Source organism: Nocardia sp. XZ_19_231 (assembly GCF_015355705.1).
GTDB classification, from domain to species: domain Bacteria; phylum Actinomycetota; class Actinomycetes; order Mycobacteriales; family Mycobacteriaceae; genus Nocardia; species Nocardia salmonicida.
The window spans coordinates 501,531-518,821 of sequence record NZ_JACUZI010000002.1 but is presented as its reverse complement, the minus strand read 5'-3'; the positions used below and the strand labels follow the sequence as shown (position 1 = coordinate 518,821).

Sequence of the window (17,291 nt, the reverse complement as noted above, 5' to 3'; positions counted from 1 at the left end):
TGCCGGGGCATCCGTCCCGCGGCGTGCTCGGTGCTACGCCGCGCGGACTACGCGGCCTCGCACAGGAAATACGTGCGCAGGCCGACGCGGTGGGTGGGCGCACACAATAGGGTTGAGCACGTGGGAGCGTCTGCGAAGTGGGAGCGTGGCTCGGTCGTTCAGGACTGGGGCCTGGCAGTGGTGGTCGCGGTGATCCAGCTGGCCGGTAGTTCCGGTGCGAATTCGCATCAAACCGGAGTGCGGTCGCTGGACGCGTTCGCGTATCTACTGTTGCTCGTGGGACCGATCGCGCTCGGTTTCCGGCGGGTGCTGCCCGAACCGGTGCTGCTGGTGACGTTGATCGCCACAGTGATCTATGTGCTGCGCGACTACGGGTACGGGCCGATTTTCCTCTCGCTGGTGATCGCCTTCCTGTCGGCAGCCATCACCGGATCCCGTTGGCGCACATACCCGGTGGTCGCGATCGGCTACCTGACGATGGTCTGGCCGTTGCCCGCTCTGCTCGGGCGGCACTCCGACGCGTGGCAGATATTCGGACTGCTGGCGTGGATGGGCGTGCTGGTCGCGATCGCGGAGGGGATGCGACAGCGGCGCGCGGTGGTGCTCGCACGCGCGCAGCGGGCCGAGGCCGCGCAGCGCGACGAACAGGCCCAGCAGGCCAGGGCGGCATCCGAGGAGCGGTTGGCCATCGCCCGAGAGCTGCACGATGTTCTCGCGCACAGCCTTTCGCTGATCAATGTGCAGTCGTCGGTAGCGCTGGAGTTGTTCGACCGCAAGCCGCAGCAGGCGGCCGCTGCCTTGGCGACCATCAAGACGACGTCGAAAGAGGCGCTCGCCGAGGTACATACGCTGCTGCACGCGATTCGCAGCGGGACCGCGGTGGTGCCGGAGTATCCCGAACATGTCGGCGTACCCGATGACGTGCCCTCCCCGCCCCGCCCCGCGCCGCGCGCTCCCGCACCGACTCTCGACGACCTCGACACCCTGCTCGAGCGCACCCGGGCGACCGGGCTCGACGTCGACACCAAGATCATCGGTACACCCAAGAAGCTGCCGAGCGTGATCGATGTGGCGGCGGCCAGGATCATTCAGGAATCGCTGACCAACGTGGTGCGCCACGCGCCCGGCGCGACGGCGCTGATCACCCTGCGATACACACCGCAATCGGTGGACATCACCGTCGACAACACCCGGCCGACCGAGACCGCTGTTCGAACCGGGATCGGCGGCAACGGGATCATCGGGATGCGGGAGCGGGCGCATGCGCTCGGCGGGGCGCTCACCGCGGGTCCACGACCGTCGGGCGGGTTCCGGGTCGCGGCTCGATTGCCCGCTCGCCCAGTGGCTTCGAGCACGTCGGCGCGGTCGTCGGAGTCATCCGGCAAGGAGGTGACGCGTGAGTGACCATGCCGAATTGCCGCCGAGCGGGGCGGGCCGAGCGAAGATCCGTCTCCTCGTCGCCGATGATCAAGCGCTGGTGCGTGGTGGTTTCGTCGCCCTGTTGGACGCACAGGACGACATCGAAGTCATCGGTGAGGCCGAAAACGGTGAGCAGGCGGTCCGGATGACCCGCGCCCTTGTCCCGGATGTGGTGCTGATGGACATCCGCATGCCGATCCTCGACGGCCTGGCCGCCACCCGCATGATCGCCGACGACCCCCAACTGGCGCCGGTGCGCGTCGTCGTCCTCACCACCTTCGAACTCGACGAATACGTCTTCGAAGCTATCCGCGCGGGTGCCGCGGGCTTCCTGGTGAAGCACACCGAACCCGCCGACCTGCTGCGCGCCGTCCGCGTCGTGGCAGCGGGCGACGCCCTCCTGTCCCCCGGCGTCACCCGCCGCCTGCTCGCCGAGTTCTCCACCCACGCCAAACAACCACCCCCCGCCGCCTTCGCCGAACTCACCGACCGCGAACGCGAAGTGATGATCCTGGTAGCCGAGGGCCTCACCAACGCCGAAATCGGCGCCCGCCTCTACATGTCCCCCGCCACCGCCCGCACCCACGTCAGCCGAATCCTCACCAAACTAGCCGCCCGAGACCGCACCCAACTCGTAGTCCTCGCCTACGAATCAGGCCTGGTCCGCCCAGGGTGGCAGTAGGCGAATCACTTGCCCTGGTCTGCTTGTCTGCGTTCGGAGGCGGAGAAGCGGGCGCGGCGGGCGGCGCCTGCGGGGGCGGCTTGGGCTCGGGCGGAGTAGGCGGAGAGGGCGTCGAAGGCGCCTCGGACGCCGCCGGCGACGGGGGCGTAGGTGATGGCAGAGCCGGGGTCGAAGCCGAGGTTGGAGCCTACTTCGACGGCGTCCATGTTGGCGCCGAGGAAGACGAAGGTCCAGTTGTAGACGTCTTGCTGCTGGGTGATGAGCGATTTCACGGCGGCGTGGGTCCACTCGCGGCTGGAGTTCTCGTGGCCGTCGGTGAGGACGACGATGATCACGGTGCCGGGGCGGTCGTGTTCGGGGCGGTCGGCCAGTTCGGCGCCCACGCTGGTGACGAGCTTGCCGAGCGCGTCGTAGAGCGCGGTCCCACCGCGCGGGTGCAGGCTCGGCGCCGGTACCTGAGCCAGCGGCACATTCGCGTAGACCACGTCGTAGGTGGTGTCGAACTGAGCGAGCGTGACCTCGATCTTCTTCGGCACCGAGCGCTGCTGTTCGAAATAGGCGGCCAACCCACCTTCGGTGTCGGCCTTGATGGTCTGCATGGACCCCGAGCGGTCGAGCAGAACGGCGATCAGTGTGCGGTCGGAATCAGTCATGTGTGCGAACACCCCCGTGTCGGTTCGGACAAGCAATTCCCACCGTACGCCGCGAAATAGGGCGCTCCGACCGGCGAAAAGAAGTCGCCAAGGTATCGCCAAGCCTGAATTTCTACCTTTCCCACCATGGGATACGAAGGGCTGGTGGCATTCCTGATGTTGGCCACTGGGAAGTACTCGCCCGTGCTCTCCCGGTTCGAATAGCCGCGCCCTCGGCTCGTAATCGGCGCGGCGCGAACGCGGCGTTTGAGTCGGATGCGGTGGCGTTTCGGGCGAGTACGGCGGCGAACGGCGATGTTGCACCTGGCATGACAACGACTTCGACGGCCGACGCGACGGTAGAGAACACCGATCGCCGGGTCTGGCCCGCCCTGCTGACCATGTTCCTCGGCAGCTTCACGCTGGTGACCGCCGAATTCCTGCCCCCCGGTGTACTCACCGCGCTGGCAACCGATCTGAATGTGCCCGGGGGAGTCGTCGGACTCTCGGTGAGCGCGACGGCCCTGACCGCATTGCTGGCCGCACTCGGGTTGGGCGCGCTGTTTCCCCGCCTGGATCGACGCACCCTGCTGATCGGGCTGACCATCGGCGCGGCGGTATCGAACGTGGTGGTGGCGCTCGCACCGAACATCGTGCTGCTGCTGATCGCGCGTCTGCTTCTCGGGCTGGCTGTCGGCGGCTACTGGTCGATGGCGCTGGTGATCGCCGCCAAGCTCGTGCCCGCCGCGCGACTCGGCAAAGCGATGATGATCGTGAACGCCGGGACCACGGTCGCGACGGTGGCCGGAGTGCCGCTCGGCGTGCTGCTGAGCACCTACGCCGGCTGGCGGACGACCTTCCTCATCGCGGCCGCGCTGACCGCCGCCACCGCCGTCGCCGTACGGCTGATGTTGCCGCCGATCGCACCGAGCAAGGGCGTCGGATTCGCCGCACTCGGTAGCGCCCTGCGGGCTCCGGGCGTAGCGCTCGGCCTGGTCAGCATGGTCGCCGTCGTCGCAGGCCACTTCGCCGGATACACCTACATCCGTCCGGCCCTCGCTGAACTGCTCGGCGCGGGGCCTGCGGTGATCCCGGTCCTGCTCGCCCTGTTCGGCGTCGGTGGTCTGCTCGGCAACTTCGTTCTCGGCGCACTCGCCGACCGCCACCTCGGCGCCCTGCTGCTGGCGGTGCCCACGGCCATCGCCCTGTCCTTGCTCGCGATCATCGCGTCCGCGACGTTCGCCCCGCTCGCCTACCTGGCCGTGGTCGTGTGGGGCGCCGCGTTCGGCGGCATCCTCAATCTCGTGCAGGTATGGGTGTCGCGGGTGCTGCCCGATCGGATGGAAGCGGGCAGCGGGCTGATCGTCGGCGGTTTCCAACTGGCGATCATTCTCGGCTCGGCGGTCGGCGGTCGCGGGGTGGACAGCATCGGCCTGGCCGCCACCTACGCGCTCGGCGCCGTCGCCGCGGTGCTCGGTGGTGTGCTGATCCGACGCTCACTCACCCTGGCGGCGCACTGACGCCCGCAGGCACTCGGGTCGCACGCCGCCAATCCGTCGGCGTGTGGCCCGTGTGCCGTCGGAATGCCCGCCCGAATGCCGTCTCCGAGCGATAGCCGAGGCGGCGCGCCACCGCGCCGACCGGCACAGCGTGATCGGTCAGCAACAGCTGCGCCCGCTCGATCCGCAGTTTCGTCAGGTACCGGCCCGGCGTGAGACCGGTCGCCGCCTGGAACCGGGCGGCGAACCCGGACCGCGAGGCCAGCGCGATCTTCGCCAGCCCCTCGACCGTCCACTCCTGCCCCGGATCGGCATGCATCGCGGCCACCGCCTGCGCCACCCCGGGCTCGTTCACCTTCAGTAGCCACCGTTGCGGCGCGCATCCGCGGGCATGCCAGGACTCGATCGCCATCGAGGTGATCAAGGTGGCCACCCGGTCGCCCTGGACACCGAACGGGTCGGGGCACTGCTCGACCAGGTGGCGAAACATGGTGGCGGCCAACGGCGTGTGCTCGACGAAACCGGTCAGCAGCAGTCGTTGCGGCAGCGCGGTCATGGCGCTGCCGGTCCCGACGGGATCGAGGCGCACCCGCAGTACCCGGCCCGCCGACAGCGCGTTGATCGCGAACCGGGCTGTGCCGGGAACGAACAGGAAGTCGCCGCTCGCCAGATCCTCTGTCGTACTGAGTCCCTCGACGCGGACCAGCCCGTCCACCACGACCAGCGCACTCGGCTCGGTCATGAACTCCCACTGACCTGCCGTCAGCGTGAACTCGTCGCGGCCCGCGAACCGCCACTGCACCCCCGCCAGCACATCATCGAGGCTCTGCGCACCCTCGGCCTGTGTCACTGCGCACCCCTCGTGATGGAACTTCGATGCACTTCACGGTACCGGTCGGGGCGTACGCATCGGGACGTACACCAGAAGCGAAAAGCCCGCCCCCTGATTCAGGGGGCGGGCTTTTCGGTTCAGCTGGTTACTCGCCGGAGGCGGCGGCCTCGGGCGCAGTGCCCTCGGCGGCGCCGGTGAGGACAACCTCTGGCTTGTCGTCGCCTGCGGAAGCCTTGGTCAGCTTCGTCTTGCCGGTGAAGGTGAACTTGGCGTCCTCGCCGAGACCCTCGCCGTTCCAGCCTTCGACGTCGACCATGATGGTCTGGCCCGCGCCGATCTCGCCGAAGAGGATCTTCTCCGACAGCTGGTCTTCGATCTCGCGCTGAATCGTGCGACGCAGCGGACGAGCGCCGAGGACCGGGTCGAAACCACGCTTCGCGAGCAGGCTCTTGGCCTGATCGGTCAGCTCCATCGCCATGTCCTTGTTCTTCAGCTGCTTGCCGACGCGAGCGATCATCAGGTCCACCATCATCACGATCTGTTCGCTCGTGAGCTGGTGGAAGACGATCACGTCGTCGATGCGGTTGAGGAACTCGGGCCGGAAGTGCTTCTTCAGCTCGTCGTTGACCTTGAGCTTCATCCGCTCGTAGTTCGAGCCCTCGGCACTGGACTGGGTGAAGCCGAGGCCGACAGCCTTCGAGATGTCGGAGGTGCCCAGGTTCGAGGTGAAGATCAGCACGGTGTTCTTGAAGTCGACCGTACGACCCTGACCGTCGGTGAGACGGCCGTCCTCGAGCACCTGCAGGAGGGTGTTGTAGATCTCCTGGTGCGCCTTCTCGATCTCGTCGAACAGCACCACCGAGAACGGCTTGCGGCGCACCTTTTCGGTGAGCTGGCCGCCCTCCTCGTAGCCCACGTACCCGGGAGGGGCACCGAACAGACGAGAAGCGGTGAAGCGGTCGTGGAACTCGCCCATGTCGATCTGGATGAGCGCGTCGTCGTCACCGAACAGGAAGTTCGCCAGCGACTTGGCGAGCTCGGTCTTACCGACACCCGAGGGGCCGGCGAAGATGAACGAGCCCGACGGACGCTTGGGGTCCTTCAGACCGGCGCGAGTGCGGCGGATCGCCTTGGAGACGGCCTTGACGGCATCCTCCTGGCCGATGATCCGCTTGTGCAGCTCGTCTTCCATGCGGAGCAGACGGGTGGTCTCCTCCTCGGTGAGCTTGAAGACGGGGATGCCGGTCCAGTTGGCGAGCACCTCCGCGATCTGCTCGTCGTCGACCTCGGCCACGACGTCCAGGTCACCGGAACGCCACTGCTTTTCGCGCTCGGCACGCTTGGCGACGAGCTGCTTCTCCTTGTCGCGCAGACGCGCGGCCTTCTCGAAGTCCTGCGCGTCGATAGCGCTTTCCTTCTCCCGACGAGCATCGGCGATCTTGTCGTCGAAGTCGCGCAGGTCCGGCGGAGCGGTCATCCGGCGGATGCGCATGCGCGCGCCCGCTTCGTCGATCAGGTCGATCGCCTTGTCCGGCAGGAACCGGTCGTTGATGTAGCGGTCGGCCAGGGTGGCGGCGGCGACGAGAGCGCCATCGGTGATGGAGACCCGGTGGTGCGCCTCGTACCGGTCGCGCAGACCCTTGAGGATGTTGATGGTGTGCTCGACGGTCGGCTCGCCCACCTGGACCGGCTGGAAACGGCGTTCCAGCGCGGCGTCCTTCTCGATGTACTTGCGGTACTCGTCGAGAGTGGTGGCGCCGATGGTCTGCAGCTCGCCACGGGCCAGCTTCGGCTTCAGGATCGAGGCCGCGTCGATGGCGCCTTCGGCAGCACCCGCGCCGACGAGCGTGTGCAGCTCGTCGATGAACAGGATGATGTCGCCACGGGTGTTGATCTCCTTGAGCACCTTCTTGAGGCGCTCTTCGAAGTCACCGCGGTAGCGGCTACCCGCGACCAGGGAGCCCAGGTCGAGGGTGTAGAGCTGCTTGTCCTTGAGCGTCTCGGGGACCTCGCCGTTGACGATGGCCTGCGCCAGGCCCTCGACGACAGCGGTCTTACCGACACCGGGCTCGCCGATCAGCACCGGGTTGTTCTTGGTGCGGCGGCTCAGCACCTGCATGACGCGCTCGATTTCCTTCGAGCGGCCGATGACCGGGTCGAGCTTGCCTTCGAGCGCGGCCTGAGTGAGGTTGCGGCCGAACTGGTCGAGCACCAGCGACGTGGACGGAGTGCCCGCCTCGCCGCGCGGACCGGCGCCCTCGACGGGCTCCTTGCCCTGGTACCCGGACAGCAGCTGGATGACCTGCTGACGGACACGGTTGAGGTCGGCACCCAGCTTGACCAGCACCTGGGCTGCGACGCCCTCGCCCTCGCGGATGAGGCCGAGCAGGATGTGCTCGGTACCGATGTAGTTGTGGCCGAGCTGCAGCGCCTCGCGCAGGCTCAGCTCCAGCACCTTTTTGGCACGCGGGGTGAAGGGGATGTGACCGGACGGCGCCTGCTGGCCCTGCCCGATGATCTCCTCGACCTGGCTACGCACACCCTCCAGCGAGATACCAAGGGACTCCAGCGACTTCGCCGCCACGCCCTCGCCCTCGTGGATCAACCCAAGCAGGATGTGCTCGGTGCCGATGTAGTTGTGGTTGAGCATCCGGGCCTCTTCTTGGGCCAGGACAACGACACGCCTCGCGCGGTCGGTGAACCTCTCGAACATCGCTCCCTCACTCTCCTGCTCCGACATTCTGGCAACAGACGCCGCAGTATGCTCGATACAACCTAGGGCGTCGGACCGACAACTTTCGCCGTCAGCCTGCCATGAAGCCCGGGGGTTGCGGCCCCCGCCATCCACTCTAGTTGGCAGGGGATTCCGCCGCCGCCGGTCCACCCTATTGAAGACCGGCGACAACATGGTCACCTACTGACAACGCGCACGTCGCAGCATTCGTTTCCTGTTCAGTTTTGCCTACAGCGAAATCGCCGTCGGGGTGTTATCCGGTGAAGGGTGGGACGAATTCGCACGGCACCGGGGCTCGTCTGGCCGGATCGAGGGCGTTGAGGACATGACCGGCCGCGCGGGGGCTGCCTGCGATGGCCAGGTGTTCGGAGTAGTCCTGCGCACAACCGTCCTGCACGACGACCGAGGTGGCGTTCGGACCGGGGACCAGGCCCGATGTGTGCGGGACGACCAACTCGTCGATGGCGGAGACGACATTGGTGTAAGTGACCCTCGGGTCGTACACGCCGTCGGCGTTCAGCGCGGTCATGAACGGCGAGCCGGTGAACATCTGTCCGCAGGCCTGACACAGCGACGAACTGACCGCGTCGAAGGCAGGTCCGGCGCCGAGCGCCCGGCTGAAGTGGGCGATATCGCCCGCCCCGAACGCGTTGGTGCCGAGCCAGGGCGGCGCGATCCCGACGAGCTTGCCGACCTTGTCCCCGCCACCGAGCCGCTTGACGTAGTAGTTCCCGACGATATTGCCCTGCGAATGGGCGATCAAGTCGACCCGCTCGGCGCCGGTACGGGCCAGCACACCGTCGACGAAGGCCGCGACCTCGGCGGCGCTCTGCTCGATGGGACGCATGCCGCCGATCGCCGAGACGGGCCATGGCAGGGCGTAGGCGCCGTAGGTGAGGGAGAAGACGCAATAACCCTCGTTGGCCAGCAGCGGGGCGTATACGCCCCAGTTCGTCTGTGCTCCGCCCCCGGTGCCGTGCAGCAGGACCACCGGGTCCGGATGTTCGGCCGAGGGGACGCAGCTCGGGTCGTTCGAGCCGGGAAGTGAGCCGCCCGGGTGGGTGAGCTCCGGGGGGATGCCGGCGAAGAAGTTGTAGTCGACCGGGAGTGGCTGGGCCGATGCGGTGGCGGGCAGACAGGCGAACAGGGCCGCGGCCAGCACCGCGAGCGAACTACGTCGCATGAACGACTCCTCACTAGAACGTGTTCCACTTATCATGGAACACGTTCTAGTGATCGCGTGGCGCTACCGGCCGGAAATCATCGACGCTGTTGCTGCGAGGCGTACGGCGCACCGGCGATCGGACTGCCTGCCTGCTGCGCGAACTGCTGTCCGGCGACAGGACCGCCGACCTGGGTGAAGCTCTGCCCCTGCGCGAAGGACTGTCCGGCATTCACATCAGCGGCCGAACTCGACTTGCCCTGCTGCACACCGGCGGCGAACAGCGCACCGCACAGCACCAGGAACGCGGCGGTGTGCACCACCGCGCGCACGATGTTCCAGCGAACCCAGGTCGCCTCGAAATCCGCACGCACGGCGGCGGTGTCGGCAATCGCGGCGGGATCACCCGCCGCGGCGAGCGCGTCGTTGAGCGGTACGTTCAGGCCCGCGGTGACGGCGAACGCGATCACGTTGAGCGCCAACGCGATTCCGATCCAGATCAGCGTCGAGCGCTGGTCCTTACCGAGGTGCAGAGCCGCCGCGAGCGCGGTGAATCCGACCGTGCCCATGAAGCCGAACATGAACCAAGGGTTGATGATCACGACGTTGATCTTCTGCATGACGTCGATCAGCGTGCGGTCGTCGGTGCGAGCCAGCGCGGGCATCACCGAGATCGCGTACGCGTAGAACACCCCGGCGATGAGTCCGGTGCTGAGCAAGGCCAGCACCATGGTGGCCATCCGAACTGCGAACATGCGATGTCTCCTGACTCGTGGTCCGGAGCTTCGATCCCGTGCTCCGGTGATACGAGTAAGTCAACCGCCCAGCGGGCGTCCGCGACATAGTTCAGACGCTCACCGACCTACGCGAGCGTCGCGGTCACAAATCGTGGTCGGAGATCAGTCCGCTCTGCATGGCCAGCGCGGCCAGTCGGGTGCGCTTCTGGTTCTGCGGGAGATTTTCCACCCCGAACTTCGCGAACAAGGCGCGCAGGTGGGTTTTGATCGCGTCGATGGAGAGGAACAATTCCTCGGCGATCTGCTGATTCGACGCGGGCGTCGCGAATCCGGTGCCGTGTTTATACGGGCGGCACAGCGCGACCAGCACCGCGCGCTGGGTCTCGGTCAGTGAGCGCATCGTGGGGATGGACCCGGACGCGGTATGCGTGGCGTCGTCCACCACACCGCCGAAATCGAAGAAATGCACGAGCGTGGTCCCGACCCGAATACGGTCGCCAGGACTCAGTCGGCGTCGACCGACCAGCCGCTCACCGTTGACGAAGGTGCCGTTACGCGAAAGTCCGTCATCGATGATGGTCCAGTGCGCACCGAGATGTTCGACGGCCGCGTGCAGACGGGACACTTCGACGTCCCACGCGAGCACGAGGTCGGCCTGCACATTGCGCCCGATGGTCACACGCTGCTGCCCGGCCTCCAGGGCCAGTTCATGCTGCTTACCGGTGTCGTCGGTATACCGCAGGAAGGAACTCACTGCGCGACACCGCTGGATACTCGAAACACCTTGTGCACGGCCAACAGTCTACTTCCCTACCGCACCGACCCCACACGACCCGGACTCGAAAACCCGACCAGAAATCGGCCGATCCCACAAAACCCGACCCCGCACGCCCCGACCCCGAGGAGGGGCAGGCAGGCGCAGCCTGCCGTTCGCGGCCGTCCCGCTGTTGAGGTGCCGTTGCGTACGCGACGAAGGAGCAAGCAACGGCACCTCAACAGCGGGACCGGCGGGACCGCGAACCACGCGGCGCCCGCGCCGCAAATAACTCAGCGCTTGCCGACCTCTTTGTTGTACGCGTCAGTGATTTCCGCCGAGATACGACCGCGAGCCGAGACCTTGTGGCCCTTACCCCGAGCCCATTCGCGAATTGCGGCGCTCTGTTCACGGTCCATGGAAACGCGGCTCTTGCCCTGCGGCGCGGGTGAACCGGAAACCTTCACCCGGCGACGGCCACTCACACGGCGGGCGTTGGCAACCCACTCGTCCAGGCCTTCACGCAGGCGCGCCGCATTTGCGTCCGACAGATCGATCTCGTACGACACCCCATCGATAGCGAACTCGATGGTCTCGTCCGCGATGGACTCACCGTCGACATCGTCGATCAGGCTAACGGTGACCTTCTTTGCCATGAGATGAACGTCCTCTCGAAATCGTCAAGCCTGCCTCCAGGCCGAATACCCGAGGCAAGAATACCCCGAAATGCGAAATTTCCAACACGGGGTCTTCACCCCGAGAATTCACTGGTCAGCGACTAGTGGGGCGGACAATCGGGAACAGGATCGTTTCCCGGATTCCCGCACCCGTGAGTGCCATCAACAAGCGATCGATTCCCATACCGGTTCCGGTGGTCGGCGGCATGCCGTGTTCCATCGCGGCGAGGAAGTCTTCATCGAGCACCATGGCCTCGTCATCGCCTGCCGCGGCCAACCTCGCCTGGTCGACGAAGCGTTCCCGCTGGATCACCGGGTCTACCAGTTCCGAATAGCCCGTTGCCAACTCGAAGCCGCGAACATAGAGGTCCCACTTCTCGGTGACACCGGACTTGCTGCGATGCTGACGGGTGAGCGGTGAAGTCTCGACCGGGAAGTCGCGAACGAAAGTCGGCGCGTAGAGCTTGTCGCCATACGCGTGTTCCCAAAGTTCTTCGACCAGTTTCCCGTGACCGTAGCCCTTGTCGGAAGGAATTTCCAGACCTACCCGATCGGCGAGTGCGAGCAATTCCTCGACAGTGGTTTCCGGAGTGACCTCGACACCGATCGACTCCGACAGCGAGGGATACATCTCGACGGTCGTCCACTCGCCACCGAGATCATATTCAGTGCCGTCGGCAAGTGTCACAAGGAGGGTGCCGAATGCCTCTCGCGCGACTTCCTGGATCAATTCCCGGGTCATCGTCGCCGAGTCGTCATAGGTGCCGTATGCCTCGTAGGTTTCCAGCATCGCGAACTCGGGTGAATGGGTGGAGTCGGCGCCTTCGTTGCGGAAGTTCCGGTTGATCTCGAAGACCTTCTCCAGGCCGCCGACCACGCAGCGCTTGAGGAACAGCTCCGGCGCGATACGCAAGAAAAGATCCATGTCCAGCGCATTGGAATGGGTGACGAAGGGGCGCGCGGCGGCGCCACCGTGGATGGTCTGCAGCATCGGGGTCTCGACCTCGAGGAAGCCGCGCCGCTCGAGCGCGTTGCGCAGCGCACGGACCACGTTCACGCGGGTGCGGGCCATTTCCCTGGCCTCGGGACGCACGATCAGGTCGACGTAGCGCTGACGAACGCGCGACTCCTCGTTCATCTCCTTGTGCGCCACCGGCAGCGGGCGAAGCGACTTGGCCGCCATCGACCAGGAATCGGCCATCACGCTCAGTTCCCCGGTGCGCGAGGATATGACCTCGCCGTGCACGAACACGAAGTCACCGAGGTCGACATCGGCCTTCCAGGCCGCCAGCGCGTCGGCTCCGACACCGTTGAGGCTGATCATCGCCTGCAGCTTGGTGCCGTCGCCCTCCTGCAGCGTGGCGAAGCACAGCTTGCCGGTATTACGAACGAAAATGACGCGGCCCGCGACACCGGCCTGCAGACCGGTCTTGGTGTCGGCTTCCAGATCCGGGTAGGCGGCACGGATTTCGGCCAGCGTGTGGGTGCGCGGCACCACCACCGGATAGGCCTCACCGCCCTCGGTGAGCAGCCGTTCACGCTTGTCCCGACGAATCCGCATCTGCTCGGGAACATCGATGTCCACGGCGGAAGTGGCGGCGCGGCCGGGTGCGGCGGGGTTAGGAGTGCTCACATCCGACAACATTAGCGGTCGCCGAAAAGGCTTATACCGCTCCCCCGCCTCACTGCCTCGCCGGTCCATGAATTGTGAAGTGCCTCACTGATTTCGCGAGGACATGGGTAACTCCCCAACCACCTCGGAGTCGTCGCGCGCACGGCGTGAGGCCGAGGGCGAACCCCGAGAATTCGCGAACGGCACGCTGAATTCGCGGAGAGGCGGGGGAGCACTTACAGAGAAGCCAGTGCGTCTACCTCACGGGCGAAATGCGGGACGCCGACGCCGACCGTCAACAACCCCGCCGACTTCAGCGCCTGGTAGCCGCCGATCACGTCGCTGGCCCGGTGCAAGCCCAACTCCTGCAGGGCGGCCGCGGCCAAACTCGACGTGTAGCCCTCCGAGCAGAAGATAATCCATTCCACATCATGATCAACGGCGAGGGACAACCGTGCCGACGAGGTCGGATCCAGTCGCCATTCCAGCACATTGCGCTCGATCACCAGGGCGCCGGGCAGCGAGCCTTCGCGCACGCGCTGTGCGGCGGGCCGGATGTCGACCAGAATCGCGCCACGCTCCAGCGCGGCGGCCACGTCGTACACATACACCCGGTGCAGTCGCTCGCGAGCATTCTCGAGCATCTGATCAATCGTCAAACGGCTCATCACAGATCACCTTCGGGCTGGTCGGTGAGGACGGTTTTGGTTCGGCGCAACGTTCCATGGCCGGTCACTTCGTAATACGACATCGCCGACAACGGCGGGGAATACGCGTGCACGCTCAAGGTGGGATCCATCGGACCGACGGATTCCGCGGCGGCGGGCGCGCGCACCACGTCGTGCACCCAACCGATCGGGAACGACGCCTGATCACCCGCGGCCAGCGTGCGCCTGCGTAACTCCGTCCCATTCCAGCGGTATTCCGAGAGGGCGCCGCTCAGCACGGTCAGCGCGCCGATCGAGCCGGCATGGTCGTGCAAATCGGTGAATTTTCCCGGCGTCCAGCTGATCAGCCAGACATCGACCTCGTCGTCGTGGGAAAGACGGGTCGCCCAACGCTCTTCGGTCGGCCAGATGCCATCGGCGGGCAGCAGGTGGTCGTAGCGGCCGGAGAGAACGTCTTCGGCGCCTTCGTCGGTGAGTCGCAGCAGGTCAGCGGGACGCAACCGAGTCGGCAAGGCCGAGGCGATCGCCCGGTCGATCGGGGGCGTCGCGGAGTATTCGTCGCGTGCGGACGAAAGGGAAAGAACAGAGGAACGCATGAGCGCATCTCCAGAAGGTGAGAAATCGGTCGAGGGAAAACGTCAGCCTCGAACGGTCGAGGCAGATTAGCCTCGACAACACTCCTGGGTGCTCACACGGAAGATCACGAGCGATAGCTTAGCAGACACTACTTTTTGTTGCGCTCGTAGACGTGACGCAGTCCCGTCAGCGTGAGATGCGGGACGTGCTGGTCGATGGTCTCGGACTCCGGCACGATCAGCGGTGCGCCCGCCCCCGTGGCGACAACGGTGACATCGGCGCCCGCGAACGCGTCGAATTCGTCGCGGATGCGGTCGACCAGACCGTCGACCAGACCGGCGAAGCCGAAAATCGCGCCGGACTGAATGCACTCCATGCTGTTCTTGCCCACCACCGAACGCGGCCGCGCCAGCTCGACGCGGCGCATCGCACTGCGTTCCACCAGCGCCTCGGCGGAGATCTCCACACCGGGCGCGATCACCCCGCCGAGGAATTCGCCCTTGGCCGACACCAGATCGACGCAGATCGCGGTGCCGAAATCGACGACGATCGCGGGCCCGCCGAAGCTACGGAAGGCAGCGAGGCAGTTGACGATGCGGTCGGCGCCGACTTCCTTCGGATTGTCGACCAACAGTGGAATGCCTGTTCGCACACCGGGTTCCACCAGCACGTGCGGCACATGCGACCAGTAGCGCGCGAGCATCGCGCGCAGTTCGCGCAGCACCGGCGGCACGGTCGACAGCGCGGAGACGCCGACGATCCGGTCGAGATCCTCGCCGACCAGGCCGCGCACCTGCATCGCGAACTCGTCCGCGGTGATCAGCGGATTCGTGTGAATCCGCCAGTGCCGCACCAGGTTCGCGTGTTCACCACTGCCGGAGAACAGACCGAGTTCGATACCGGTGTTGCGGACGTCGATCGTCAGCAGCATGGTCCTGGGTCCCCCGCCCGGCTCAGACGAACGACAGAGAACGCGGTGAGGTGAGGCCGGAACCCTCCGGTGCGTGCGCGGGGTCGCTACCCAGCTCCACCGGGCGGTTGTGGTCGTCGACGAAGACCACCTTCGGGTCGTAGTCGCGGACCTCGGCCTCGTCCATCTGGCCGTAGGCGATGAGGATGACCAGGTCACCGGGGTGCACCAGGTGGGCGGCGGCACCGTTGATGCCGATCACGCCCGAACCGCGCTCGCCGGCGATCACGTAGGTCTCGAGGCGGGCGCCGTTGTCGATGTCGACGATGCAGACCTGCTCACCCTCGAGCAGATCGGCGGCGTCGAGCAGGTCCTGGTCGACGGTCACCGAGCCGACGTAGTGCAGGTCGGCATGGGTCACGGTGGCACGGTGGATCTTCGACTTCATCATGGTGCGCAACATCGTCGTCGCCTTTCAGTGCGCCTGCGAGGCAGGCAGGGAGTTCGCGTCGGGGTGTCCATCGATTTGGGCACCCAGTACTACAGCAGCGTTGTCGATCAGGCGGGTGTCGCCGATTCTGGCCGCGACCAGCAGGCGAGCATTGCCCGTGGTGGGGGTCGGGCCCAGGTTGGCATCGCGCAGTTCGAGGTAGTCGACGTCGAGGCCGTCGACCGCGTCGAGAACCGAGCGGGCGGTCTGGACGACCGCCTCCGCGCCGAGACCGGCGGCATGACGGCCCGCGGCGAGTGCGGCCGACAGCGCCAGCGCCGATTCGCGCTGGGTGGCGTCGAGGAAGCGGTTGCGCGAGGAAAGGGCGAGGCCGTCGGGCTCACGGACCGTCGGATAGGCGACGATCCTGGCGTCCATGTTCAGGTCGCGCACCATCTGCCGGATCAGCGTGAGTTGCTGATAGTCCTTCTCACCGAAATACGCCTCGGAGGCGTGGGTGATGTTGAGCAGCTTCGCGACAACGGTGAGCATGCCCGCGAAATGCGTCGGCCTGCTGCCGCCTTCGAGCTCGGCGCCGAGCGGGCCGGGCTGGACGGTGGTGCGCATGCCGTCCGGGTACATATCGGAGACGGTCGGCGCGAAGACCAGGTCGACGCCCTCGGTGCGGAGCAGTTCGAGGTCGGCGTCGAGGGTGCGCGGGTAGGCGTCGAGGTCTTCGTTGGCGCCGAACTGCAGCGGGTTGACGAAGACCGAGACGATCACGACCTGGTTGGCGAGTTTGGCCTGGCGGATGAGCGCGAGGTGACCCTCGTGCAGCGCACCCATGGTCGGCACGAAGCCGACCGTGCGCCCGGCGCCGCGCAGTGCCTTGGCGACGGTGTCGAGCACCTCGGGGTTGTGGTGCACGGTCAGAACACCTGCCTTGAAGGCGCCGGTGGCACGCGGGCCGCCCTGGTGGTGGTGCACTTCTCGGGGTTCCATCAGTGGCCTTCCTTGGCGAGGAGCTCCAGCAGTGCCGGATCGGTTCTTGCGAGTTCGGCGGTGCGCAACGAGTTGGCGCGGTAGGCCTCGGCCAGGCGGTCGTCGACCTGCTCGAGCGCGGCGAGGTGGGCGGCGACGGCGTCGACATCACCGCGGGCGACCGGGCCGGTCAGCGCGGCCTGGCCGCGGCGCAGCGCGTTTTCGAGCGCGGCCGAGGCGAGGGGGGCCAGCAGCCGTTCGGGGAGGCCGCCGGGCTGATCGTCGACCAGCGGCTGGCCGAGCAGACCGGGGCCGGACAGGGCTTCGCGCAGCGCCGCTACAGCGTCGACGATGACCGTGACCAGGTGATTGCTGCCGTGCGCGAGAGCGGCGTGATAGAGCGAACGCTGGTTCTCCTCGACGCGAACCGGTTCGCCGCCCATCTCGATCACCAGCGCCTGCGCGATGGCGTAACCGACCTCGTCGGCGGCGGTGACGCCGAAGCAGGCGTTGGCGAGGCGGGCGATGTCCTCGTCGTGGCCGGTGAAGGTCATCGCGGGATGGATCGCGAGGCCGAGCGCGCCCTGTTTCGTCAGCGGCTCGAGGATCGCGACGCCGTTCGCGCCGGAGGTGTGCACGACGATGGTGCCGGGGCGCACGACGTTCGCACCGGCGAGCCCGCGCACCAGCCCGGCCAGTTCGGCATCGGGAACGGCGAGCAGGAGCAGTTCACTGCGCTGGGCGATCTGTTCGATCGGCAGCACCTGGGCCTCTGGCAGCCGGGTACGGGCGCGATGCACCGAGGCGTCGGAGATCGCGGCGACACCGAAGACCACGTGGCCGGCTCGCTCGAGCGCTACGCCGAGTGCGGAACCCACTCGTCCCGCCGAGACGATTCCTACCGTCAGTCGTGCGGGCGCTGGGTCAACACTCGTGGTCGCGCCGTCAGGGTTGACACTTCTCGAGGTCAACATTGTCCTCTCGAT

At 66.6% G+C, this 17,291-nt stretch carries 17 protein-coding genes; 3 read left to right on the top strand and 14 right to left on the bottom strand.

Annotated elements, in window-relative coordinates; genetic code table 11:
* The first annotated feature begins 120 nt into the window (after positions 1-120).
* Positions 121-1,404, top strand: coding sequence for a sensor histidine kinase (locus IBJ82_RS09615; protein ID WP_370585241.1), 1,284 nt, complete (start codon positions 121-123; stop codon positions 1,402-1,404).
* The gene (locus IBJ82_RS09610; protein WP_370585240.1) at positions 1,397-2,101 is read left to right on the top strand and encodes a response regulator; all 705 of its coding nucleotides are present in this window, start codon (positions 1,397-1,399) and stop codon (positions 2,099-2,101) included. The genes IBJ82_RS09615 and IBJ82_RS09610 overlap by 8 nt, the downstream gene beginning before the upstream one ends.
* 5 nt (positions 2,102-2,106) lie before the next feature.
* Here IBJ82_RS09610 and IBJ82_RS09605 read toward each other — a convergent pair whose 3' ends face one another.
* A complete protein-coding gene (locus IBJ82_RS09605; protein WP_194825590.1) occupies positions 2,107-2,754 on the bottom strand; it encodes a vWA domain-containing protein in 648 nt (215 codons plus the stop codon).
* 308 nt (positions 2,755-3,062) lie between these two features.
* Between IBJ82_RS09605 and IBJ82_RS09600 the strand changes: the two genes are divergently transcribed.
* Positions 3,063-4,253 (top strand): MFS transporter, encoded by a 1,191-nt coding sequence (locus IBJ82_RS09600; RefSeq protein ID WP_194825589.1) that lies wholly within the window; start codon positions 3,063-3,065, stop codon positions 4,251-4,253.
* On the opposite strand, the gene IBJ82_RS09595 is transcribed toward IBJ82_RS09600, so the two are convergent.
* From IBJ82_RS09595 to IBJ82_RS09535, 13 genes are all read right to left on the bottom strand, one after another.
* A complete protein-coding gene (locus IBJ82_RS09595) occupies positions 4,234-5,082 on the bottom strand; it encodes an AraC family transcriptional regulator (RefSeq protein WP_194825588.1) in 849 nt (282 codons plus the stop codon). The genes IBJ82_RS09600 and IBJ82_RS09595 overlap by 20 nt on opposite strands.
* A gap of 127 nt (positions 5,083-5,209) precedes the next feature.
* Positions 5,210-7,777 (bottom strand): ATP-dependent Clp protease ATP-binding subunit, encoded by a 2,568-nt coding sequence (locus IBJ82_RS09590; protein WP_194825587.1) that lies wholly within the window; start codon positions 7,775-7,777, stop codon positions 5,210-5,212.
* 274 nt (positions 7,778-8,051) lie between these two features.
* Positions 8,052-8,981, bottom strand: a complete 930-nt coding sequence (locus IBJ82_RS09585; RefSeq protein WP_194825586.1) for a triacylglycerol lipase — start codon at positions 8,979-8,981, stop codon at positions 8,052-8,054.
* Positions 8,982-9,058: 77 nt separating this feature from the next.
* Positions 9,059-9,715, bottom strand: coding sequence for a DUF1772 domain-containing protein (locus IBJ82_RS09580; RefSeq protein WP_194825585.1), 657 nt, complete (start codon positions 9,713-9,715; stop codon positions 9,059-9,061).
* A 124-nt stretch (positions 9,716-9,839) separates the two neighbouring features.
* A complete protein-coding gene (locus IBJ82_RS09575) occupies positions 9,840-10,451 on the bottom strand; it encodes an FHA domain-containing protein (RefSeq protein ID WP_082843641.1) in 612 nt (203 codons plus the stop codon).
* A 293-nt stretch (positions 10,452-10,744) separates the two neighbouring features.
* Positions 10,745-11,107, bottom strand: a complete 363-nt coding sequence (locus IBJ82_RS09570) for an Lsr2 family protein (protein ID WP_194825584.1) — start codon at positions 11,105-11,107, stop codon at positions 10,745-10,747.
* A gap of 115 nt (positions 11,108-11,222) precedes the next feature.
* Positions 11,223-12,689: a lysine--tRNA ligase gene (lysS, locus tag IBJ82_RS09565; protein WP_194826194.1), complete on the bottom strand. Its 1,467-nt coding sequence runs from the start codon at positions 12,687-12,689 to the stop codon at positions 11,223-11,225.
* A gap of 287 nt (positions 12,690-12,976) precedes the next feature.
* Positions 12,977-13,408, bottom strand: a complete 432-nt coding sequence (locus IBJ82_RS09560) for a rhodanese-like domain-containing protein (RefSeq protein ID WP_194825583.1) — start codon at positions 13,406-13,408, stop codon at positions 12,977-12,979.
* On the bottom strand, positions 13,408-14,004 hold the full coding sequence (locus IBJ82_RS09555) for a cysteine dioxygenase family protein (RefSeq protein WP_228536821.1): 597 nt from the start codon (positions 14,002-14,004) through the stop codon (positions 13,408-13,410). The genes IBJ82_RS09560 and IBJ82_RS09555 overlap by 1 nt, the downstream gene beginning before the upstream one ends.
* 128 nt (positions 14,005-14,132) lie before the next feature.
* Positions 14,133-14,915, bottom strand: coding sequence for a type III pantothenate kinase (locus IBJ82_RS09550; protein WP_194825582.1), 783 nt, complete (start codon positions 14,913-14,915; stop codon positions 14,133-14,135).
* A 22-nt stretch (positions 14,916-14,937) separates the two neighbouring features.
* Positions 14,938-15,357: an aspartate 1-decarboxylase gene (gene panD / locus IBJ82_RS09545; RefSeq protein WP_056819033.1), complete on the bottom strand. Its 420-nt coding sequence runs from the start codon at positions 15,355-15,357 to the stop codon at positions 14,938-14,940.
* 12 nt (positions 15,358-15,369) lie between these two features.
* Complete coding sequence (panC, locus tag IBJ82_RS09540; RefSeq protein ID WP_194825581.1) at positions 15,370-16,326, bottom strand: pantoate--beta-alanine ligase; 957 nt, start codon at positions 16,324-16,326, stop codon at positions 15,370-15,372.
* Positions 16,326-17,279, bottom strand: a complete 954-nt coding sequence (locus IBJ82_RS09535) for a Rossmann-like and DUF2520 domain-containing protein (RefSeq protein ID WP_194825580.1) — start codon at positions 17,277-17,279, stop codon at positions 16,326-16,328. The genes panC and IBJ82_RS09535 overlap by 1 nt, the downstream gene beginning before the upstream one ends.
* Positions 17,280-17,291 lie beyond the last annotated feature (12 nt).

Excerpts from the sequence above, each read along its gene's own strand:
- IBJ82_RS09590 (WP_194825587.1), bottom strand. The coding sequence starts at position 7,777 with ATGTTCGAGAGGTTCACCGACCGCGCGAGGCGTGTCGTTGTCCTGGCC.
- IBJ82_RS09570 (WP_194825584.1), bottom strand. The coding sequence starts at position 11,107 with ATGGCAAAGAAGGTCACCGTTAGCCTGATCGACGATGTCGACGGTGAG.
- lysS (WP_194826194.1), bottom strand. The coding sequence starts at position 12,689 with ATGCGGATTCGTCGGGACAAGCGTGAACGGCTGCTCACCGAGGGCGGT.
- IBJ82_RS09560 (WP_194825583.1), bottom strand. The coding sequence starts at position 13,408 with ATGAGCCGTTTGACGATTGATCAGATGCTCGAGAATGCTCGCGAGCGA.
- panD (WP_056819033.1), bottom strand. The coding sequence starts at position 15,357 with ATGTTGCGCACCATGATGAAGTCGAAGATCCACCGTGCCACCGTGACC.
- IBJ82_RS09550 (WP_194825582.1), bottom strand. The coding sequence starts at position 14,915 with ATGCTGCTGACGATCGACGTCCGCAACACCGGTATCGAACTCGGTCTG.
- IBJ82_RS09585 (WP_194825586.1), bottom strand. The coding sequence starts at position 8,981 with ATGCGACGTAGTTCGCTCGCGGTGCTGGCCGCGGCCCTGTTCGCCTGT.
- IBJ82_RS09535 (WP_194825580.1), bottom strand. The coding sequence starts at position 17,279 with ATGTTGACCTCGAGAAGTGTCAACCCTGACGGCGCGACCACGAGTGTT.
- IBJ82_RS09580 (WP_194825585.1), bottom strand. The coding sequence starts at position 9,715 with ATGTTCGCAGTTCGGATGGCCACCATGGTGCTGGCCTTGCTCAGCACC.
- IBJ82_RS09600 (WP_194825589.1), top strand. The coding sequence starts at position 3,063 with ATGACAACGACTTCGACGGCCGACGCGACGGTAGAGAACACCGATCGC.
- IBJ82_RS09555 (WP_228536821.1), bottom strand. The coding sequence starts at position 14,004 with ATGCGTTCCTCTGTTCTTTCCCTTTCGTCCGCACGCGACGAATACTCC.
- IBJ82_RS09605 (WP_194825590.1), bottom strand. The coding sequence starts at position 2,754 with ATGACTGATTCCGACCGCACACTGATCGCCGTTCTGCTCGACCGCTCG.
- panC (WP_194825581.1), bottom strand. The coding sequence starts at position 16,326 with ATGGAACCCCGAGAAGTGCACCACCACCAGGGCGGCCCGCGTGCCACC.